The sequence below is a fragment of the Streptomyces sp. NBC_01267 genome, from assembly GCF_036241575.1.
Taxonomy (GTDB): domain Bacteria; phylum Actinomycetota; class Actinomycetes; order Streptomycetales; family Streptomycetaceae; genus Streptomyces.
In genome coordinates, this window is record NZ_CP108455.1 from 677019 (window position 1) to 694769 (window position 17751).

Genomic DNA, 17751 nt, shown 5'->3' on the forward strand with positions numbered 1-17751 from the left:
CCACCTTCGGACTCGGCTCCACACCAGCGGTCCGCGCCGGGTGGGTCTCCTTGTCCACAGACTACGTAGGCGGAGTGTGGCCTCCCGCCACCGGCAGGCCGCACTCCGGCACCGAGACGATCCCCGCAGCCGGTCAGCCGATGGGCAACCCCGCGTAGTTCTCCGCCAGTTCGGCTGCGGCGTGGCCGGACCCGGCGATTCTGTCCAGCTGCGAGACCTGCAGCCGGGTGGTGAACTCGTCCTGTTCCGGATCGACGTGCAAGGTGGTGGTCATGAACCAGGAGAAGTGCTCGGCACGCCAGACGCGACGCAGGCAGGTGTCCGAATAGGCGTCGAGAAGATCGTCGTTCCCCGTGCTCTGCAGCCGGGCGAAGGCACGGGCGAGGACGACGACGTCGGAAACCGCCAGGTTGAGTCCCTTGGCACCGGTCGGCGGCACGATGTGAGCGGCGTCTCCGGCCAGCAGTATCCGGCCCCAGCGCATCGGTTCGGTCACCTGGCTGCGCAGGGGCACCACCGATTTCGAGGTGATGGGGCCGCGCCGCAGCTTCCAGTCACCGGCGACGGCGAAGCGGGCGTCGAGTTCGTCCCAGATCCGTTCGTCGGACCACTGCGCCGGGTCCGTTCCGTTGGGTACCTGGAGGTAGAGCCTGCTGACGGTCTCCGAGCGCATGCTGTGCAGGGCGAATCCCCGCTCCGAATGGGCGTACACCAACTCGTCGACGGACGGGGGCACATCGGCGAGGATGCCGAGCCAGGAGTAGGGGTACACCCGCTCGTAGCTACGCCGGTGTTCTTCCGGGACGGCGGTGCGGGTCACCCCGTGGAATCCGTCGCAGCCGACCACGTAGTCACAGGCCAGCGTGGAATCGCGGCCCTGGTGGGTGTAGTGGATGACGGGCCGGTCGGTGTCCGCTCCGGTGACCGCGGTGACCGTGGCCTCGAAGAGCAGCTCGGGGCCGTCGGCGAGCTGGAGGGCTATCAGGTCCTTGACCACCTCGGTCTGCGCGTACACCCAGACCTTCCGACCGCCGGTCAGGGCGGGAAGGTCGATGCGGTGACCGCGTCCGCCCCAGCGCAGCTCGATGCCGTCGTGGGCGAGTCCCTCACGGTCCAGCCGGTCCGCCGCGCCGCAGGCGCGCAGCGCGTCCACCGTGCCCTGTTCCAGGATCCCGGCGCGCTGGCGCTGTTCGGCGTAGGCCCGGTCGCGGCTCTCCAGGACCACGCACTCCACACCGGCCTGGTGCAGCAGCCGGGCGAGCAGCAGCCCGGCCGGCCCGGCGCCGACTATGCCGACGGTCGTACGGCCGGTGGTCCGGGCGGAACGGGTGGTGGTGCCGGTCATCGGTCGTTCTCCTCTTCCTGCAGGATCCGGTCCGCGATCGCGAACGCGGTGTTGGCCGCGGGTACACCGCAGTACACGGCCGACTGGAGCAGCACTTCCTGGATCTCCTCGTGGGTGAGTCCGTTGCGGCGCGCGGCGCGGATGTGCAGGGCGAGTTCGTCGTGGTGTCCGCGGGCGATCAGCGCGGTGAGGGTGATGCAGCTGCGCGTACGGCGGTCGAGGCCGGGGCGGGTCCAGATCTCGCCCCAGGCGTAGCGGGTGATCAGGTCCTGGAACGGGGCGGTGAACGCGCTGGTGGCGGCGGACGCCCGTGCCACGTGCGCGGCGCCGAGCACGGCCCCGCGTACTTCCGTCCCTGCGGCGCGGACGGCCGCCCGCCCGTCGTCGGCCGGCTGCCCGCCCGGGGCTCCGCCCAGGTGCCCGTTCAGTGCGGCGAGTACCCGGTCGGGTTGCTCGGCGGCGGCGAGATGGGACGCTTCCGGGATTTCGACGAGTGCGGCGCCGGGGATGCCGTCGGCCAGTTCCCTGGCGTGCGCGACCGGGGTGGCCGGGTCGTCGCGTCCGGCGACGACGAGGGTGGGCGCCTCGATCCGGGCCAGCGTTCCCCGCAGATCGAACGCGGCGAGGGCGTCGCAGCAGGCCGCGTATCCGGCGGGGGCGGTGGCCCGTAGGTCGTCGACCAGGGCGTTCGCGGTGGGTGTTCCGGCGAAGGCCGGGGTGAACCAGCGGGTGGCGGCGCCGGATGCGACGGCTTCGGTGCCGTGGGCGCGTACCTCGGCGGCGCGCTCGTGCCAGCCGGCTGGTTCGCCGAAGCGCGCCGAGGAGCAGACGAGGGCCAGCGAGGTGACCCGTGCGGGATGGTGCACGGCGAGCCAGGCGCCGACCGCGCCGCCCAGGGACACACCCGCGTAGGCGAACCTGTCGATGCGGAGGCTGTCGGCCAGGGCGAGCACGAGCCCGGCCAGATCGGCGACGGTCGTGGTGCCGGAGGTGGGCAGGGCATCCACCGGGGTGCCGCCATGACCGGGCAGATCCCAGCGGACGACGTGATGGTGCCGGGCCAGCGCGGGCACCTGCGCGTCCCACAGCGCGAGTGAGGTGCCGAGCGAGGGGCCGAGGAGCAGCGCGGGCGCGTCGGCGGATCCGTCGGCCCGGTGGTGCAGGAGAGGGGTCATGAGCGGTGGTCCTCTGGGGTGACATCGTCGGGTACGGATGTGGCGTCGTACGTGTGCGGGGGTGCGGCGGGCGTGGGTGCGGCCCGCGTGGGTGCGGCCCGCGTGGGTGCGGTGTGCGCAGCTGCGGCCCGCGTGGGTGCGGTGGCTCCGGGCGGGGCGGTGCGTCGGTGCCGCAGGGCGCGGTCCGTCAGCGCGGTGGCCGCGCCGAGATGGCCGGTGGGGTCGAGCAGTTCCTTCAGCTGCGCTCCGGAGAGCGACCCGGCGAGTGCGGGTTCACCGGCGAGCGCCTCTGCCAGCGGTAGCGCCCCGGCGGCGGCCCGGCGCGAGGCGCGGGTCAGCAGTCGCCGCGCTTCGCCTCGTCCCACCAGCGGTTCGAATGCGGCGACCAGCCGCTCGGAGACGATCAGGCCCGAGGTCAGATCGAGATGCTCGCGCATCGTGCGCCGTGCGACCCGCAGCCCGGCGGCGAGTTCGACCGCGTCCCGTGCCGCTCCCCCGGCCAGCCGCAGTGCCTGGCGCAGGGGCTGCCACTCGGCGTGCCAGGCCCCTGCCGGGCGTTCGTCCTCAGCCACCATCGATCCGTACAACACAGCTGCCAGGGAGGGGAGTTGGCGTGCGGCGGCAGCGATGAGGGTGGCGCGCACCGGGTTGGCCTTGTGCGGCATCGCGGACGAGCCGCCGCCCGAGCCCTCGGCCACTTCGGCGATCTCCGTACGCGACAGCACCAGCACATCGGCGGCGATCTTGCCGAGCCCCCCGCCGGTCAGTGCCAGCGCGCCGCCCAGCTCAGCCACGGGCGTGCGCAGCACGTGCCACGGCAGCACGGGCTCGGCGAGGCCGCACTCCGCGGCGAAGCGCGCGGCGAGCGGCAGGGCGTGCTCCCCGAAGGCCGCCAATGTCCCGGCGGCACCGCCCAGTTGGGCGGGGAGTGGGACGGCGCCGAGCCGGTCGCGGGCGTCGAGTACCAGCTCGCGCCAGCCTGCGGCCTTGAGGCCGAAGGTGGTGGGGACGGCCTGCTGCGTCAGGGTCCGGCCGGGCATCGGAGTGGCGCGGTGTTCGGCCGCCAGCCGGGCGAGTGCTTCCGCCGCGCGGTCCAGATCCGCCGTGATCAGCACTCTCGCCCGGTGGGCGACCAGCATGGCCGCCGTGTCGAGGATGTCCTGGCTGGTGGCCCCGCGGTGGACGTGGGCCGCGTACCGCTCGGGTACCGCGCGGGTGAGTGCGGCGATCAGCGGAATCACCGGGTTGCCGCCCGCGCGGGCGCTCACCGCCAGCGCCCGCAGGTCGAAATCTGCGGCCCGCGCCGCCCGGCCGACCGCGTCGGCGGCCTCGGCGGGGACCAGGCCGAGGGCTGCCTGCGCGCGCGTCAGCGCCGCCTCGGCGTCCAGCATGCCCTGGAGGAACGCCTGGTCGCCGGTCGCTTCCTCGACCGGCGAACCGGCCCAGCCGGGGCCCAGCAGTCCGACGTCGGAGGGGCCGGGGAGGGTGCCGGAGTCAGTGGAAGTCAAGGAAGACCGTCTCCTCGGTGGTTCCCCCCTGGAGCCTGATGTCGAAACCGTAGACCCCGCTGCGCTCCTCGTCGGCCACCAGCGTGGCGCGCCGCTCGGCGGGGAGCGAGACGAGCAGCGCGTCCGGCTCGTACCCGGGCACGGGCAGATAGGCACGGGTGTAGAGGTGGTGCAGCAGTCCGCGGGCGAAGACGCAGATGGACAGGTACGGGGTGTCGTGGCGCGGCAGCAGGGTGCGGAGCGCCCAGTGGCCGTCGGCGTCGGTGGCGACGCGGCCGAAGCCGGTGAAGTCCACGCCGTGGCGGCCCAGTACCGCGCCGGTCACCGGATCGCGGCGCAGCGAGCCGGGGGCGCCGGTGCGGGAGCCGTCGGGGGCGGCCTGCCAGAAGTCGAGCAGCGCGTCGGGCACGGGGCTGCCGTCGCCGTCGAGGACCCGGCCGTGCACGGTGACCGCGTCGGGGTGGCCGGCCGGTGCGATCTCGCCGCCGCCGGTGAAGGGGAGGGCGTATCCGTAGAAGGGGCCCACGGTCTGCGAGGGGGTGGGAAGGGGCGGGACGGTCACTGTGCGTCCTCCGTCCAGGTCGCCTGCGGGCCGTCGAGCACGATGTCGAAGCGGTAGCCGAGGGACCACTCGGACCGGGACAGGTCGTGGACGTACTCGGCGACCAGGCGGTCGCGGGCTGCCGGGTCGGTCACGGACTGGAAGATCGGGTCGTAGCGGAACAGCGGATCGCCGGGGAAGTACATCTGGGTGACCAGACGCTGGGTGAAGGCGGTTCCGAAGAGGGAGAAGTGGATGTGGGCGGGCCGCCAGGCGTTGAGGTGGTTGCGCCACGGATACGCGCCCGGCTTGACGGTGGTGAAGCTGTAGTTGCCCTGCTGGTCCGTCAGGCACCGCCCCACACCGGTGAAGTTGGGGTCGAGCGGGGCGGGGTGCTGGTCGCGCAGATGGGCGTAGCGACCGGAGGAGTTGGCCTGCCACATCTCCACGAGCTGCCCGCGTACGGGCCTGTTGTCACGGTCGACGACGCGGCCGGTGACGGTGATCCGCTCGCCGAGCGGCTCGCCGGTGTGCTGCCGGGTCAGGTCCGCGTCCAGGTCCGTGACGTCGGTGACGCCGAAGACGGGTCCGGTCAGTTCGACGGCTTCCGGGTCCTCGACCACCACCAGCGACTGCCGGGGGTGGCGCAGGGCGGTGCTGCGGTACGGGGCGTAGTCGCGGGCCGGGTGTGCCCGGCCGTCGGGGACGACGGCCGCCATCTCCGCGTCGACGGTTGCTTGTTCGGTCATCCGAGCTCTCCTCGTGGGAACGGCGGTAGGGGTGTGTCGTGCGGAAGCGGTGGTATGCCGCGTGGGAACGGGAGTACCGGTGGACCGCGTGGGAACGGCGGGACCGGTGCGCCGTGTGGAAGCGCGGGTACGGGTCGGCCACGTGGAAGCAGGGGTACGGGTCGGCCACATGGCCGGGGCGGTCACGGTGCCTGAAGGACCTTCGCCGCGGTGCGGTCGCGCAGTTCCCGCGGGCTCACGCCGGGGGCGGTCTCCACCAGCAGCAGGCCGTCCGCCGTGACGTCCAGTACGCCGAGGTCGGTGATGATCCGGTGCACGCACGCTCTGCCGGTGAGCGGCAGGGTGCACTCCTCCAGGAGTTTGGGGCTGCCGTCCCTGGCGTTGTGCTCCATCAGCACGACGACCCGGCGGGCGCCGTGCACCAGGTCCATCGCGCCGCCCATGCCCTTGACCATTTTTCCGGGAATCATCCAGTTGGCCAGGTCGCCGCGGGCGGACACCTGCATGGCACCGAGCACCGCGACATCGATGTGACCGCCGCGGATCATGCCGAAGGAGAGCGCGGAGTCGAAGAAGGAGGCGCCCGGTACGACGGTGACCGTCTCCTTGCCCGCGTTGACCAGATCGGGGTCCACCTCCGCCTCGGTCGGGTACGGGCCGACGCCGAGGATCCCGTTCTCGGACTGGAACACCACGTCCACGCCGTCGGGCAGGAAGCTGGGGATCAGTGTCGGCAGACCGATGCCGAGGTTCGCGTAACTGCCGTCCGGCAGTTCACCGGCGGCGCGGGCCGCCATCTCGTCCCTGGACCAGGCCATCAGCCGCGCACCTTCTTCTTCTCGATTCCCTTGTCCGCCGCCTGCTGCGGGGTCAGTTCGAGTACGTGCTGCACGAACACCCCCGGTACGTGGATCTCGTCCGGGTCCAGCTCGCCGGGCTCGACCAGTTGCTCCACCTCGGCGACGGTGATCCGCCCGGCCATCGCGGCCAGCGGGTTGAAGTTGCGGGCCGCCCGGCGGAAGACGAGATTCCCGTGCCGGTCGCCCCGCGCGGCGCGGACCAGGGCGAAGTCCGTGGTGATCGCACGCTCCAGGACGTACTCGGCGCCGTCGAACTCGCGTACTTCCTTGGCGGGGGAGCCCAGCGCCACCGTGCCGTCCGGGGCGTAGCGCCAGGGCAGTCCGCCCTCGGCGACCGGGGTGCCGACGCCCGCGGGCGTGAAGAAGGCCGGAATACCGGCGCCGCCCGCGCGGAGCCGCTCGGCGAGGGTGCCCTGCGGGGTGAGTTCCAGTTCGAGTTCGCCGCCCAGGTAGCGGCGGGCGAACTCCTTGTTCTCGCCGACATAGCTGCCGGTGACCCTGACGATCCGTCCGGCCGCCAGCAGGATGCCCAGCCCACCGCCGTCCACGCCGCAGTTGTTGGACACCACGCTCAGCCCGCGCGCGCCCTGCCGGTGGAGGGCGGCTATCAGCACATCGGGCACTCCGCTGAGGCCGAAGCCGCCCACGGCCAGCGAGGATCCGTCGCCGATGCCGGCGACCGCCTCAGCAGCCGTGGGAACTGTCTTGTCCATCCGTCCGTCCGATCGCGTTCGCCTGATGAACTATTGTTCAAATTGTGTCGGCGAGTCTCCGCCCGTACCGGCCCGGTTGTCAACGGTGCGCGTGCCGACCGGCCCGACCGGTACCGTTCCGAGCACGAGGAGGAGACCGATGCCGCAGATCAGCACCACCGACGCCGCCGACGAGGCCCCCGCGGGCCCGCTGGAGCGGGGCCTCACCGTGTTGCGCACGCTCGCCGCGGCGCCGGGCGGGCGGCTGAGCGCCAGCGAACTGGCCCGCGCCACCGGCCTGGCCCGTTCGCCCGTCGACCGCATCGCGACCACGCTCGTACATCTGGGACACCTGCGGGCCGACGGCCGGGACCTGGCGCTCGCCCCGCGCTCGATGGAACTGGGCGGCGCCTACCTGCGCGCGGCCCCCCTGGCGGACGTACTCGGGCCGCTCGCCGAGCAGTTGGCCGACGCCCTCGACGAATCCGTCTCGCTCGCGGTGCCGGACGTGGACGCGGTCCGCTTCGTCACGCAGGCCACCCGCAGACGCACCCTGTCCGTGAGTTTCCGGACCGGTGACGCGCTCCCGGCCGAATCCTGCGCCCCGGGCGCACTGTTCGCGGCGGACTGGGGGCCCGAGCAGTACACGGTCTGGCGCGAGCGGCGCGACGACGGGGGCGGTACGGCGTTCGCGGTCCCGCTGCCGGCCGGCACGGATGTCCGCGCCACCGAGGCGGGGCTCGTGCGGCGTGCGGCGCTCACACGGGAGCGCGGCTGGTCCGTGGACGATCAACTGGTCGAGCCGGGCCTGGTGGCGCTGGCCGTACCGGTCGCCGACGCCACCGGTCGTACGGTGTGCGCGCTGAGCGTGGTCAGCCACACCAGCCGTCACTCCGCCGACTCGCTGCGCGGCTTCGCGCTGGACCGGATGCGGCACACGGCGCGGGCCATGACGGCGGCGCTCGCGGCGCACACCCCGCGGAGCCCGGCCCCGGACGTCCCGGACCGTGACGCCTCACGGGACCCGAAGGAGGAGCTGGGGCCCGCGTACCTCCAGTCGCTCGCCCGGGGCCTCTCGGTGCTCGCGGCCCTGGGCTCCACCGAGGGCGGGCTGCCGCTCGCCGCGGTCGCCCGTACCACTGCGCTTTCCCGTGCCACCGCCCGGCGTTCGCTGCTGACACTGCAGCAGAAGGGGTACGCCGAGTCGGCCGACGGGCTCTTCTCCCCCACCCCGCGGGTGCTCGAACTCGGCTATTCCGTCCTGTCCGGGCTCACCCTCGGCGAGCTCGCCCAGCCGCACCTGGCCGCCCTGGTGGCACAGGTCCACGAGTCGGCATCGGTGGCGGTCCTGGACGGTGACGACATCCGTTACGTGGCGCGCGTCGCCGCCGGGCGCATCATGAGCGTGAACATCACGGTCGGCACCCGCTTCCCCGCGTACGCCACGTCGATGGGCCGGGTACTGCTCGCCGGGCTGCCCCCCACTGAGCGAGCCGCCCGGCTCGGCAGCGCCGGACTGCGCCCGCTGACACCGCACACACTCACCGGCGCCGACGCCGTCCGCGCCGTCCTGGACACCACGGAGGAATCCGGATATGCCATGGTCGACCAGGAGTTGGAGGAGGGGCTGCGGTCGCTCGCGGTACCGGTGCGGGACCGGAACGGCTCGGTGATCGCCGCGGTGAACGTCTCCCTGCACGCCGGGCGCACCTCGGCGGACGCAGCACGTACCGGCATCCTGCCCGCCCTGCGGGAGTGCGGCGCCCGGATCACCGGCGATGTCGCCCTGGTCTCCGACCGGCAGCCACTGCGGATCGACTGACCAGCGATCGGCCGGTCAGCGGGAACCTCCGGCGGTGGACGGCAGGGCAGCCTCCGCCGGGCTGTCGGCGAAGACCGGCCGGACAGGACCTGGTTCCGGCGTACGGGGTGCGGCAGCGGTGGACTCCCGGACCACCAGGCGCGGCCGGATGAGCAGGGACCGTCCGGCCGCGGGCGCCGACTCGATGCAGGCACGCAGTTGCTGGAAGGTCTCGGCCGCCATCTCGGGCAGTGGCTGACGGACCGTGGTGAGCGGCGGTTCGAAGAGGTCGGCGAGCAGGATGTCGTCGAAGCCGACCACCGAGATGTCGTGTCCGGCCCTGCGGCCCGCGTCCTTCGCCCCCCGGCAGATGCCGATCGCGCACATGTCGTTGATGGCGACGAACGCGGTGGGCGGACGGTCCCCGGTGAGGAGTTCCCGGGCGGCGTTCCGGCCCAGCTCGGCGGCGTCCTTGTCCCCGAACTCCGTGGTGACGGCTCCCGGCCACACCACGGCGTCCCCGGGGTCGAGCCCGGCCGCCTCCAGCGCGGCGTGGAAGCCGCGCAGCCGTTCGCGGCGGTTGACGCTGTGCACGGAGCCCGAGACGAACGCCAGCCTGCGATGGCCGAGTTCGATCAGGTGACGGGTCGCCAGTTCGGCGCCCATCGCGTTGTCCACGCTGATACTGGCCAGCGAGGGCGGGTCGCCCGCCTGCGCGGTGCGGTCGAACGCGACCATCTTGAGGCCGCGGCTGAGCAGCGGAGTCACGTGGTCGAGCGTGGGCAGCGAGGAGCAGAGCACCACACCGCTCACCCCGTCCGCGAGCAGTTCCTCCCCGTACTTCAGCTCACGCGCGGGATCACGCTCGCTGTTGCAGAGCAGTACGTGGTACCCGTCGGCGAGGGCGATGGCCTCCAACTCGCGGGCGAGTGAACCCCAGAAGGGGTTGGCGACCGACGGCACGATGAGGCCGATGACCTTGATCCGGCCGGTGCGCAGCATGCGGGCCGCGCGGTTGGGCCGGTAGCTGAGCCGTTCTATCGCCTGCTCCACGCGGGCGAGCGTCGTGGCCTGCATACGGTCCGTACGCCCGTTGAGGACGTTGGAGACCGTACTTGCGGAGACCCCTGCGGCCTCCGCGACCTGATGGATCGTTACCTGGCTCATGCCACCTCCGGTTCGGACCGCACTAGCGAACTCAGTGTACCGATTTACTGAACTCTCTTCACCGATACATCCGTTAACTTCCCTGAAAGATTCTTGCGTACCAGCTGTTGACGTCCCTCCGGAGACGTTCCTACTCTCAGTGCATCGATTTACAAGCACTTCCCAGCCATCTCTGGGGTGCAATGACTGGATCGATCCATCGCCTTCACCTCAAAAGGGGTGCCCCATGGAACTCAGCAGACGATCGATGCTCACTGTCATCGGCGCGGGGACCGCCGTCGCCCTCACCGGATGCGGCGCCGGCAGCACCACGGCCGGCTCGGCCGACGGCCCCGCCGAGGGCGAGATCACCCTCCTCACCCCGATCTACGAAGGATCCGACGGCAAGAAGCTCCTGGAGCAGGAGATCCTCGGCGGGTTCCGCAAGAAGCACCCGCGCGTCAAGGTCAACGTGGACTACACCACGTACACCCAGCTCAACGAGAAGATCACCACCGGCCTCGCGGGCGGGTTGCTGCCCGACGTCATGATGATGGGTGTCGGCTGGATCCCCCCGTTCGCCGCCAAGAAGGCGATCGCCCCGCTCCCGGAGGAGCTGGCCACCGCGCACGACTACCAGAAGCGGGTCCTGGAGCCGTCCCGCTACGACGGCAAGCTGTACGCCCTGCCGGTCGTCCTCGACACCCGGATCGTCGTCTTCCGCAAGGACCACTTCGAGGCGGCCGGAATCCGGAAGACTCCGGCCAACTGGCAGGAACTCCGCGCGGTGGCGAAGCAGTTGACGGGGCACGGGCGAATCGGTTTCGACCCGTTCTCCATCGAACTGCGGCAGTGCTGGGAGGCGTTCCTGTACGCGAACGGCGGCTCGCTGTTCAGCGCGGACGGCAAGAAGGTGCGGTTCACCGACGCCCGCGGGGTAGAGGCGCTGCAGTTCTTCAAGGACCTGAGCGCCGACGGTTCCGCGGACTACACGAAGAAGACGGATCTCGGCGCCCCTACGAACATCCAGACCGGCAAGGCGTCGATGATGATGACGACCAGCGGGCTGTGGCACCAGCTGGAGGTCCAGAATCCGGAGCTCATCAAGGAGGACAAGGTCGGCGCGTTCATTCTCGCCAACCGCAGGCCCGCGATGCTCCAGGGCGGCACCCTCGTCACCCAGTCCGCCAGTTCCAAGCACCCGGCGGCGGCACGCGCCCTCGTCGAGTACCTCGCGACCCCCGATTCGGTCCTCGGCGCCGCCGAACAGCGCGGCTCGGTGCCCGGACTCAGCGATCTCGACGACTCCGGTTACGCCAAGGAGAACAAGTTCGTCGACATCTCGCTGAAGAACATGGGCTCCGCCTGTTCGGAGGGCGGCACCGCGGCCTGGATGGAGATCCGGGAAAAGATCAAGCCGACGCTGGAACCCGCCATCGTGGGCGGCCAGTCCGCGAAGGACGCCATCGCGGAACTCGGCCGGCTCGCCGAAGCCGCCATCGGCCGGATGTAAGGACGCGTCACTGTGGGAGCAACGTCCGTACTGAAGGCACGGCCCACCCGGCCGCCTTCCCCGCCCGACGACACCGCGCCCCGGCGCACCCGGCGCGCCCGCCGCCCCCCGACGGGGCCGGGCCGCCGCCGGCGCCGCGCCGGAATGCTGATGGTGGCGCCCGCGCTGCTGCACGCCTCACTCTGGATCGGTCTGCCGGTCCTCGCCTCGGTGGTGCTGGCCTTCACGAAGTACGACGTGCTGACCGCACCGCAGTTCGTGGGCCTGCAGAACTTCCGGGAGATGCTGGGCGACGCGGTCTTCCGCAAGTCCATCGTCAACACCGTCGTCTACACCTTCTTCACCGTGCCGTTCGGCATGGTGCTGGGGCTGCTGATGGCCCTGGCCCTGCACACCGGGCTCAAGGCCCGCGGCATCTTCCGCACCGCGGTCTTCCTGCCGCAGGTGACGGCCACGGTGGCCATCGCGCTGGTCTGGCTGTGGATCTACAAGCCGGACAACGGCCTCTTCAACACCCTGCTCTCGCTCGTCGGGATCAACGGTCCGGCCTGGCTGTCCTCGACGGCCTGGGCCATGCCCTCGGTCATCCTGGTCGGCATCTGGCAGGGCATCGGCATGAAGATGCTCATCTATCTGGCCGCGCTCCAGTCCCTGCCGAAGGAGCTGTACGAGGCGGCGTCGGTGGACGGCGCGTCCAGGGTGCGGCAGTTCTTCTCGATCACCCTGCCGCTGCTGAAACCCGCGACGTTCTTCGTGCTGATCACGTCGATGATCAACGCGTTCCAGGCCTTCGACCAGATCTACGTCCTGACCGACGGCGGTCCGGCCAACAGCACCACGATGATGACGTACGAGATCTACAAGTCCGCCTTCCGGGAGTTCCGCGTCGGATACGCCAGCGCCCAGTCGCTGGTGCTCTTCGTCCTACTGATGGGCTTCACCCTGGTCAACCGGCGGATCATGGGAGGCACCCGTGGCCACAGTTGAGCTCCGCAAGCCGAAGGCGCGGGCCCGGAGGCCGGTCCCGGCCCGCCGGATCGCGCTCTACGCGACGCTGAGCGCGATCTCGCTGCTGATGGTGGTGCCGTTCGTCTGGATGGTGCTCACCTCGCTGAAGAGCCCGGTGGAGATCGCCTCGCAGCATGCCGGACTGCTGCCGGAACACTGGCAGTTCAGCAATTACGCGGACGCGCTGAAGGCCGCGCCGTTCGCCACGTACGCCCGGAACAGTTTCATCATCGCGTTCAGCCACACCCTGCTCAATGTGGTGGTCGCGTCGATGGCCGGGTACGCCCTGGCGCGCATCAGGTTCCGCGGCAGCGAGACGATCTTCTACCTCTTCGTCGCCGCGCTGATGATCCCGACGTACACCAAGGTGCTGCCGGAGTTCCTGATCGTCCGCTTCATGCCGCTGGCCGGCGGGAACGACCTCTTCGGCCAGGGCGGCAGCGGCTGGCTGGACACCTGGTGGGCGCTGATCGTCCCGGGCGCCGTCACCCCGTTCGCCGTCTTCCTCTTCCGGCAGTTCTACCTGGACCTGCCGGTGGAGCTGGAGGAGGCGGCCAGGCTCGACGGGCTGAGCGAGTTCCGCATCTACGCCCAGATCATGACCCCGCAGGTCAAACCCGCCCTCACCACGGTGGCGCTGCTGACCTTCGAGGCGTCGTGGAACAACTTCCTCTGGCCACTGCTGGTGACCCGCAGCGACAACCTCCGGGTGATCCAGGTGGGGCTCTCCGTCTTCAAGACGGAGAACGGCACCCAGTGGCAGTTCCTGATGGCCGGCACCACCCTGGCCACCCTTCCCATGGTCGTTCTCTTCCTCATCGGCCAGCGCTACTTCGTGCAGGGCTTCGCCACCGCCGGTCTCAAGTGACCGGCTCCAGAAAGGGTTTCATCCATGTCTGCTGATCTCAACGGCTCCCGCGCTCTGGTGACGGGAGCGGGCCACGGCATCGGCCGGGCCATCGCCGTCGCTCTTGCCGAGGCGGGCGCCGATGTGGCTGTCCACTACCACTCCTCCGGCGACGAAGCCGCGAAGACGGTCTCCGCGATCGAGGCGCTGGGCCGCCGCGCGAAGGCGTTCCGGGCGGACGTGACCGTCACCGCCGATGTGGACCAACTGGTGGACGAGGCGACCGGTTTCCTCGGCGGCCTGGACGTCCTGGTCTGCAACGCCGGTCATCTGATCGGCCGCGCGACGATCGCGGAGATGACGGACGCGCACTTCGACCAGGTCGTCTCCACCAATCTCAGCTCGACGTTCCGCACCTGCCGGGCCGCCCTGCCGCACCTCGCCCGGTCGTCGGCCGGCCGCATCATCACGATGTCCTCGCTCGCCGCGCACAACGGCGGCGGACCCGGCTCGGTGGCGTACGCCGCGGCCAAGGCGGGCGTACGGGGCTTCACCAAGGGGCTGGCCAAGGAGGTCGCCGGTGACGGGATCACCGTGAACGCGGTCGCGCCCGGCTTCATCAAGGGCACCGCGTTCCACGGCACGTTCACCGCGCCCGCCGCGCAGCAGGCCATGGAGGCGGGCATCCCGGTCGGCCGGGCCGGCACCCCCGAGGACGTCGCCGCCGCCGTGGTGCACCTGGCGTCCCCGGCGTCCGGATTCCTCACGGCCACCACGGTGGACATCGACGGTGGCGTATGGCCCCGCTGAAAGGCATCGCCCGGGAGCGGGGCGGCTGGTGGCACGCGTACGTCTGTCCGGCGCACGGCGTGGAGCTCGACCACGGTGACCTGTTCACCGGTGTCTTTCCCGAGGGCGGTGCGCGCTGCGCGCACGGCTGCCGGGTGGACGACGAGAAGGTGCGCGGCGCCTGGCTGGTGCTGTCGCACCAGGCGTGGGCGCGGCGGCTGCGGCTGCTCGCGCACCGCGGGGAGCGCACGGAGGCCGTCGCCCGGCTCACCGAGTACGCGGGGCTCTACGCGGAACTGGCGAGCGACTCGCACGGCGAGGCCCAGGAATGGATGCTGCGCGGGCGCCTCTTCCACCAGGCGCTCACCGACGCGATCTGGGCGGTGAACATCGGGCACGCGGTCACCACGCTGGCCGGGCAGCGCACGGACGACCTGGCCCCGCTGCTGCCGTTGCTCGACTCCCTGGAGCAGGCGGCGCTCGACGCCCGCGGGGTGCTCACCGGCCAGGGCCTCCTGGCGTCCAACTACACGGCCTGGCTGAACGCTGCGGGCGCCGCGACCGGTCCGGCGGCGGCCATGGTGCGCGGCCAGGAGTGGGACGGCGCGAAACAGTGGCTGGAGGGTGAGCACGGCCTGTACGCACACCTGCGGGTCGCCGTCGCGGACGACGGCTGGGAGTGGGAAGGCAGCACGTACTACCACGGGTTCGTGCTGCGTGCGGCGCTGCTGGCCCTGCGCTCCGCCGACCCCGCGGCCATCCCGTCCGACGTCGTGGGTGTCCTGGCGGGCATGACGGACGTCCTGGCGGCCATCGCCACCCCGGGAGGCATCCTGCCCGCCCTGCACGACGGCCCGTACCGACGGCACCCGCTCGCCCTGGAGTGGCTCGAACTGGTGGCACTGGCACAGCAGTTGGTGCCGTCACCGGCGCTCGCCGCGGTCGCGACGCGGGCCAGGGCCGAGCTCGGCGCGCAGGACGACGGGCTCGACCGGGAGCTGGACGGCTGGTTCGCCGGGCCGCCACTGCCGGAGCGTCCCGGGCCCGGCGCCGTCACCGTCTTCCCGCAGACCGGCCATGCGGTGCTGCGCGCCGCCGGGATCCATGCGCTGCTGGACTTCGGCCCGCACGGCGGTTCGCACGGGCACCGCGACAAGTTGTCGCTGTATCTGTACGGGGACAGCACGCCGTGGCAGCCGGACCCCGGTCAAGTACCGTACGCACACCTGGAGTTCCGGGATCTGTACGCGTCGACCGAGGCCCATCCCGCCTTCCGCGTCGACGGCGCGGAGCAGGCCGAGTGCACGGGATCCCTACTCGGCACGGACGGCGCCTCGGTCACGGCCGAGGTGACCGAGGCGTACGAGGGGGTGCGCGCGGTGCGGCGGATCGCTGTCGGCGACTGCTATCTGGTCGACCTGCTGACGGTGAGCGCCGCCGGTGAGCGCCGGATCACCGCCCAGCTGCGCCCCGGCACCGCGCTGGACATCCAGCTCCAGGCGGCGGGGCCGGTGCGCACCACCTGGTACGGCGACGAGACACTGCACGGCTGGCACACCGGTACACCGGGGGTGCCGGTACGTCCGGTGGCCGTGCCGGGTCCCGGCCCGGCCGACGATCCGCAGCGCACGTGCACCCGGGTGGACTTCACCGCCGGGGCGGAGCGCGTCACGTTCGCCTCGGTGTACCAGGCGGCTTCCGCGGGCCCCGCGGTCGCCGGCGTGCGGCTGGACGGTGACGTGCTGACGGTCGAGCTGGCCGACGGTTCCACCGCACGGTTCCGGACGGAGGGCTGACGCGTGCTGCTCTCGGCGACGCCGCCGCCCGGTCCGCGTCCCGCGCGGGAGGCGCGGCTGTACGAGGAGGCCGCCCGCCACCGCGGGCTGGCCCCGCCCACCGGGCACCCGTTGGCCAGCATCACCTGGCTGGGGCCGGCCGCGTCCAACCCCGCGCTGGCGTACCGCGTCGGCGGCGACCCCGCGCATCTCGCGGAGAGCCGGCGCTGGATCGAGGCGGCGGTGCGGCTGCCGCACTGGGGCCGGGCCCATATGCCGGACCACGATCTGGACGCGGGCTGGCTGTTGCACCATCTCTCGCTCGCCCTCCGCTGGATCGGGGACGACCTGCCCGACGAGGTGCGCGCGCTGCTGCGGTACAAACTGCTGCTCCAGGGGCGGCGGTTGTACGAGTTCGCGGTGGCGAGCGAGGGGCGCTGGTGGTCGTCGTCGTACTGGCAGAACCACAACTGGATCTGCTACGCGGGCCTGGCCACCGCGGGTTACGTGCTCGGCAAGGAGGAGTGGACCCGGCGGGCCAAGGACAACCTCGGCCGGGTCCTCGATCTGCTGCCGGACGACGGCTCGCACGCCGAGGGGGTCGTCTACTGGCGCTACGGGGTGCCCTGGCTGGCGATCCACCTGGATCTGCTCCAGGAGGCCGAGGGCGTCGACTGGTGGGAGCGGGGCGGCTTCCTGTCCCGTACCTTCCGGTTCCGGCTGCACCAGACAGCGCCGGGCTTCGCGCTCAACGTGGACCACGGCGACTGCCACGACCGGCGCAGCGGGCACAGCGCCGGGCTGTACTACCGGCTCGCCGCGCGGTACGGCATCGGCGAGGCGCAGTGGCTGGGCGATCTGGCTTCGGGTGAACTCCTCGCCCTGGAGGCCGCGGAGAGCGGGGTCCGGCCGGGGATCCTTCCGGAGGCGTATCTGGAGTACCTCTGGTACGACCCGTCGGTGACCCCGGTCCGCCCGACCGAAACCCGGGCGTTCTTCCCGGACCTGGGCCTGCTGGCGGCCCGGACGGGCTGGGACGACGGTGCCACGCTGGTGTCGTTCAAGGCGAGTCCGGGTGGTGGCCACAAGGCGTGGGACACCGCTGCGGAACACCGGGCCGAGCTGGGCTGGGACACCCTCGACCAGGGGCACCACCACCCCGATTCGGGGTCCTTCGTGCTGGTCTCGGAGGGTGCGTTCCTCGCGGTCGACGAGGGGTACAGCAACCGCAAGCGGGCCGCGCACCACAATCTGCTGCTGGTCGACGGGCAGGGGTACGCGGACGAGGACCGCTACCACGTCTACCAGGACATTCCCCACGAGCGGCAGGCCCGGCAGCGCGATGTGCTGGTGGCGGACCGCGGCTGGGCGCACGCCACGGCGGAGATCGCCGCGATGTACGACCCGGCACTCGGGGTGACCCGGCTCGACAGGACGCTGGTGTTCACCCCTGCGGGGCGGCTGGTGCTGCTGGACCTGGCCGAGGCGGACGGTGAGCGGGAGTGGACGTTCCTGCTCCAGAGCGACCGGCCGACCGAGGCCCTGCCGGACGGCACCCGGCTGATCCGGTCGGGTGAAGTCACCGCGCACGTACGGCAGTTCGCGCCTCCTGATGCCACGGTGACCTCGGAGGTGACGGAGGTCGCCGCGAACCCGACGTCCAGCACACCGGGGCTGGAACTCACCCGCACCCTGCACACCCTGCGGTCGTCGACCGCGCGCACCGCGTCGGGGCTGTTCCTCACCACGATCGAGCCGGGTGCGGCCCGGTCGGCCGAAGCCGTGCCGTGCGACGCCGGACACGGTGTGGCCTTCGCGGGCGAGACCGTGCTCCTCTCCCCCGCCGCCCGCCGGATCCGTACCTCCCGGGTGGTGGCCGACGCGGCGGCCGTGCTGCTCGCCGACGGCGCGGCGCCGTACGTGGTCGCCGCCCGGCGGGTGGAGCTGGACGGCCGGGTGCTGCTCGACCGTGCGGAGCCGTACACAGGAAGGGTCGGCTGAA

15 protein-coding genes are annotated in these 17751 nt (G+C 71.8%); 7 read left to right on the forward strand and 8 right to left on the reverse strand.

Annotated features, from left to right (window positions below):
- Nucleotides 1-133: 133 nt before the first annotated feature.
- From OG709_RS03230 to OG709_RS03260, 7 genes are all read right to left on the reverse strand, one after another.
- Nucleotides 134-1345: a 4-hydroxybenzoate 3-monooxygenase gene (locus tag OG709_RS03230; RefSeq protein ID WP_250300440.1), complete on the reverse strand. Its 1212-nt coding sequence runs from the start codon at nt 1343-1345 to the stop codon at nt 134-136.
- On the reverse strand, nt 1342-2520 hold the full coding sequence (gene pcaDC / locus OG709_RS03235; RefSeq protein WP_250300442.1) for a bifunctional 3-oxoadipate enol-lactonase/4-carboxymuconolactone decarboxylase PcaDC: 1179 nt from the start codon (nt 2518-2520) through the stop codon (nt 1342-1344). The genes OG709_RS03230 and pcaDC overlap by 4 nt, the downstream gene beginning before the upstream one ends.
- Complete coding sequence (pcaB, locus tag OG709_RS03240) at nt 2517-4028, reverse strand: 3-carboxy-cis,cis-muconate cycloisomerase (RefSeq protein ID WP_329164728.1); 1512 nt, start codon at nt 4026-4028, stop codon at nt 2517-2519. Before pcaB ends, pcaDC begins: the two co-directional genes overlap by 4 nt.
- Nucleotides 4015-4590 carry a protocatechuate 3,4-dioxygenase subunit alpha gene (gene pcaG / locus OG709_RS03245; protein WP_250300444.1) on the reverse strand — a complete coding sequence of 192 codons (576 nt, stop codon included), beginning with the start codon at nt 4588-4590 and terminating at the stop codon, nt 4015-4017. The genes pcaB and pcaG overlap by 14 nt, the downstream gene beginning before the upstream one ends.
- A complete protein-coding gene (gene pcaH / locus OG709_RS03250; protein WP_250300445.1) occupies nt 4587-5318 on the reverse strand; it encodes a protocatechuate 3,4-dioxygenase subunit beta in 732 nt (243 codons plus the stop codon). Before pcaH ends, pcaG begins: the two co-directional genes overlap by 4 nt.
- 182 nt (nt 5319-5500) lie before the next feature.
- Nucleotides 5501-6136 carry a CoA transferase subunit B gene (locus OG709_RS03255; protein WP_250300447.1) on the reverse strand — a complete coding sequence of 212 codons (636 nt, stop codon included), beginning with the start codon at nt 6134-6136 and terminating at the stop codon, nt 5501-5503.
- Nucleotides 6136-6891 carry a CoA transferase subunit A gene (locus tag OG709_RS03260; RefSeq protein WP_250300449.1) on the reverse strand — a complete coding sequence of 252 codons (756 nt, stop codon included), beginning with the start codon at nt 6889-6891 and terminating at the stop codon, nt 6136-6138. Before OG709_RS03260 ends, OG709_RS03255 begins: the two co-directional genes overlap by 1 nt.
- Before the next feature lie 139 nt (nt 6892-7030).
- Between OG709_RS03260 and OG709_RS03265 the strand changes: the two genes are divergently transcribed.
- Complete coding sequence (locus OG709_RS03265) at nt 7031-8692, forward strand: IclR family transcriptional regulator domain-containing protein (RefSeq protein WP_250300451.1); 1662 nt, start codon at nt 7031-7033, stop codon at nt 8690-8692.
- A 15-nt stretch (nt 8693-8707) separates the two neighbouring features.
- Here OG709_RS03265 and OG709_RS03270 read toward each other — a convergent pair whose 3' ends face one another.
- Nucleotides 8708-9838 carry a LacI family DNA-binding transcriptional regulator gene (locus OG709_RS03270; protein ID WP_250300453.1) on the reverse strand — a complete coding sequence of 377 codons (1131 nt, stop codon included), beginning with the start codon at nt 9836-9838 and terminating at the stop codon, nt 8708-8710.
- A 226-nt stretch (nt 9839-10064) separates the two neighbouring features.
- On the opposite strand from OG709_RS03270, the gene OG709_RS03275 reads away from it, so the two are divergent.
- The 6 genes from OG709_RS03275 to OG709_RS03300 are packed head-to-tail and all read left to right on the forward strand — an operon-like array spanning nt 10065 to nt 17750.
- Entirely contained in the window at nt 10065-11330 is a 1266-nt protein-coding gene (locus tag OG709_RS03275) for an ABC transporter substrate-binding protein (protein ID WP_266644331.1), read from the forward strand.
- Between the two features lie 12 nt (nt 11331-11342).
- On the forward strand, nt 11343-12317 hold the full coding sequence (locus tag OG709_RS03280; RefSeq protein WP_250300457.1) for a carbohydrate ABC transporter permease: 975 nt from the start codon (nt 11343-11345) through the stop codon (nt 12315-12317).
- Complete coding sequence (locus OG709_RS03285; protein WP_250300459.1) at nt 12304-13206, forward strand: carbohydrate ABC transporter permease; 903 nt, start codon at nt 12304-12306, stop codon at nt 13204-13206. The genes OG709_RS03280 and OG709_RS03285 overlap by 14 nt, the downstream gene beginning before the upstream one ends.
- Nucleotides 13207-13230: 24 nt before the next feature.
- Nucleotides 13231-13995 carry an SDR family NAD(P)-dependent oxidoreductase gene (locus OG709_RS03290; RefSeq protein WP_250300461.1) on the forward strand — a complete coding sequence of 255 codons (765 nt, stop codon included), beginning with the start codon at nt 13231-13233 and terminating at the stop codon, nt 13993-13995.
- Nucleotides 13983-15770, forward strand: a complete 1788-nt coding sequence (locus OG709_RS03295; protein WP_266644330.1) for a heparinase II/III domain-containing protein — start codon at nt 13983-13985, stop codon at nt 15768-15770. Before OG709_RS03290 ends, OG709_RS03295 begins: the two co-directional genes overlap by 13 nt.
- A gap of 3 nt (nt 15771-15773) precedes the next feature.
- Nucleotides 15774-17750: a hypothetical protein gene (locus tag OG709_RS03300; protein ID WP_329164735.1), complete on the forward strand. Its 1977-nt coding sequence runs from the start codon at nt 15774-15776 to the stop codon at nt 17748-17750.
- Nucleotide 17751: the final 1 nt, after the last annotated feature.

Excerpts from the sequence above, each read along its gene's own strand:
- OG709_RS03230 (WP_250300440.1), bottom strand. The coding sequence starts at position 1,345 with ATGACCGGCACCACCACCCGTTCCGCCCGGACCACCGGCCGTACGACC.
- pcaDC (WP_250300442.1), bottom strand. The coding sequence starts at position 2,520 with ATGACCCCTCTCCTGCACCACCGGGCCGACGGATCCGCCGACGCGCCC.
- pcaH (WP_250300445.1), bottom strand. The coding sequence starts at position 5,318 with ATGACCGAACAAGCAACCGTCGACGCGGAGATGGCGGCCGTCGTCCCC.
- OG709_RS03255 (WP_250300447.1), bottom strand. The coding sequence starts at position 6,136 with ATGGCCTGGTCCAGGGACGAGATGGCGGCCCGCGCCGCCGGTGAACTG.
- OG709_RS03260 (WP_250300449.1), bottom strand. The coding sequence starts at position 6,891 with ATGGACAAGACAGTTCCCACGGCTGCTGAGGCGGTCGCCGGCATCGGC.
- OG709_RS03265 (WP_250300451.1), top strand. The coding sequence starts at position 7,031 with ATGCCGCAGATCAGCACCACCGACGCCGCCGACGAGGCCCCCGCGGGC.
- OG709_RS03270 (WP_250300453.1), bottom strand. The coding sequence starts at position 9,838 with ATGAGCCAGGTAACGATCCATCAGGTCGCGGAGGCCGCAGGGGTCTCC.
- OG709_RS03275 (WP_266644331.1), top strand. The coding sequence starts at position 10,065 with ATGGAACTCAGCAGACGATCGATGCTCACTGTCATCGGCGCGGGGACC.
- OG709_RS03290 (WP_250300461.1), top strand. The coding sequence starts at position 13,231 with ATGTCTGCTGATCTCAACGGCTCCCGCGCTCTGGTGACGGGAGCGGGC.
- OG709_RS03295 (WP_266644330.1), top strand. The coding sequence starts at position 13,983 with ATGGCCCCGCTGAAAGGCATCGCCCGGGAGCGGGGCGGCTGGTGGCAC.